Raw genomic sequence first — 1,566 nt, 5'->3', positions numbered from 1 at the left:
GTGTTGCCATAAGTGAGTAACGTATCAACGTGTCATGAGGCGCCACGGCAGGCGACACGACCGGANTGACAAACACGCCCTCGTCAAGAAGATCTCTGGTAACACGGAATGTCTTGTAATCATCACGGATGAACAATGGTATAATCGGAGTAGATGTATGCCCTATCTCACAACCCATTTCCCTGAAATTCTCAAGCGCATAATTGGTTAGTTTCCACAAATGCTCCTGACGCTCCGGCTCGGCAAGCATAATGTCAAGTGCCGCGCTTGCGGCAGCCGTTGACGCGGGCGTAATGGAGGCTGTAAAAATATATGAGCGGGAATGATGACGAAGGAAGTTCGTAATCACTTTGTCTGTGGCTATGAATCCGCCAAGCGATGCAAACGACTTACTGAATGTTCCCATGATCAGATCCACATCATCGGTCACTCCGAAATGGTTGCATGTGCCGCGGCCGCCTTTGCCGAAAACACCGATGCCGTGCGCCTCGTCTACCATCACTGTTGCATTATACTGCTTGGCAAGGCGGACAATCTCAGGAAGATTCGCGACATCACCCTCCATAGAGAAGACTCCGTCGGTAACTATGAGTTTCACCTTGTCAGGGTCGCATTTCTTTAGCTGAGTCTCAAGCGACGTCATGTCGTTGTGACGGTATTTGAGATAATTTGAAAACGACAGTCTGCGTCCTTCTATGATAGAGGCGTGATCCTGCTCGTCAAGTATGATATAATCCTCACGTCCGGTAAGTGTGGAAACGACTCCGAGGTTCACTCCGAAACCTGTAGAATAAATCATTGCGTCTTCCTTGCCGACATAATTGGCAATCTTAGCCTCCAGTTCCTTATGAATGTCAAGGGTTCCGTTCAGAAACGGGGAGCCGGCAAGGCCGGTGCCATATTTTCTCGTTGCCTCGACAGCGGCTTCTATCACTTTCGGATGATTGGTAAGACCCATGTAGCTGTTGGAGCCGAACATGAGCACTTTCTTGCCGTTCATGAGCACTTCTGTGTTCTGTTCGCTTGAAATGGCGCGAAAATAGGGATAGATACCCGCAGCCTTGGCTTTCTGTGGTGCGTCGTAAACCGATAGTTTCTCTTGCAAAAGTTTCATATACAATTTTCTATATGGAGATGGCACATGAAGCTTGTCCCGCAGTACGCGACACAATCGCCCGATGATGCAACATCTCTCGTTATAGGTGAAATCAAATCAGAATGCAAAGTTAACAATTTTTCAAGAAAAAAGCTCATGGATTTTTATTAATTTTGCAAAAAACTAAGAGCTTGTTTAAAAATAAAAGTGAAATTTGGGGCGGCTCACTTCGGGATAAAATCCATTTAAGGCAAAGGAGCATAGCGGGCTATGTGACTGCGCCGCGGATGGATTTTATCCGAAGTGAGCCGGACAGAAAGTAATTTTCACCTAACCGAAATGACATGTTGAATATTTTAACTCGAAATTGTCCTTTAAAGTTACCTGAAGTCCCGTAGCCTTGGGCATCTTTCTCCTTTCGGTTCAGTCACATAGCCCGCTATGCTCCTTCACCTCAAGAAGAAACCTGC

The 1,566-nt window shown here is 46.6% G+C and carries 1 protein-coding gene; it reads right to left on the bottom strand.

The window, feature by feature from the left end; genetic code table 11:
* The coding region (locus tag JX312_RS13440) for an aminotransferase class I/II-fold pyridoxal phosphate-dependent enzyme (RefSeq protein ID WP_204458420.1) at nt 1-1,114 on the bottom strand (1,114 nt) is incomplete at its 3' end.
* Nucleotides 1,115-1,566: the final 452 nt, after the last annotated feature.

The sequence above is a fragment of the Barnesiella sp. CU968 genome (assembly GCF_905219685.1).
Classification (GTDB): domain Bacteria; phylum Bacteroidota; class Bacteroidia; order Bacteroidales; family Muribaculaceae; genus Lepagella; species Lepagella muris_A.
Note: the sequence above shows the minus strand (reverse complement) of the source record. Positions and strands in the feature narration are given on the sequence as shown.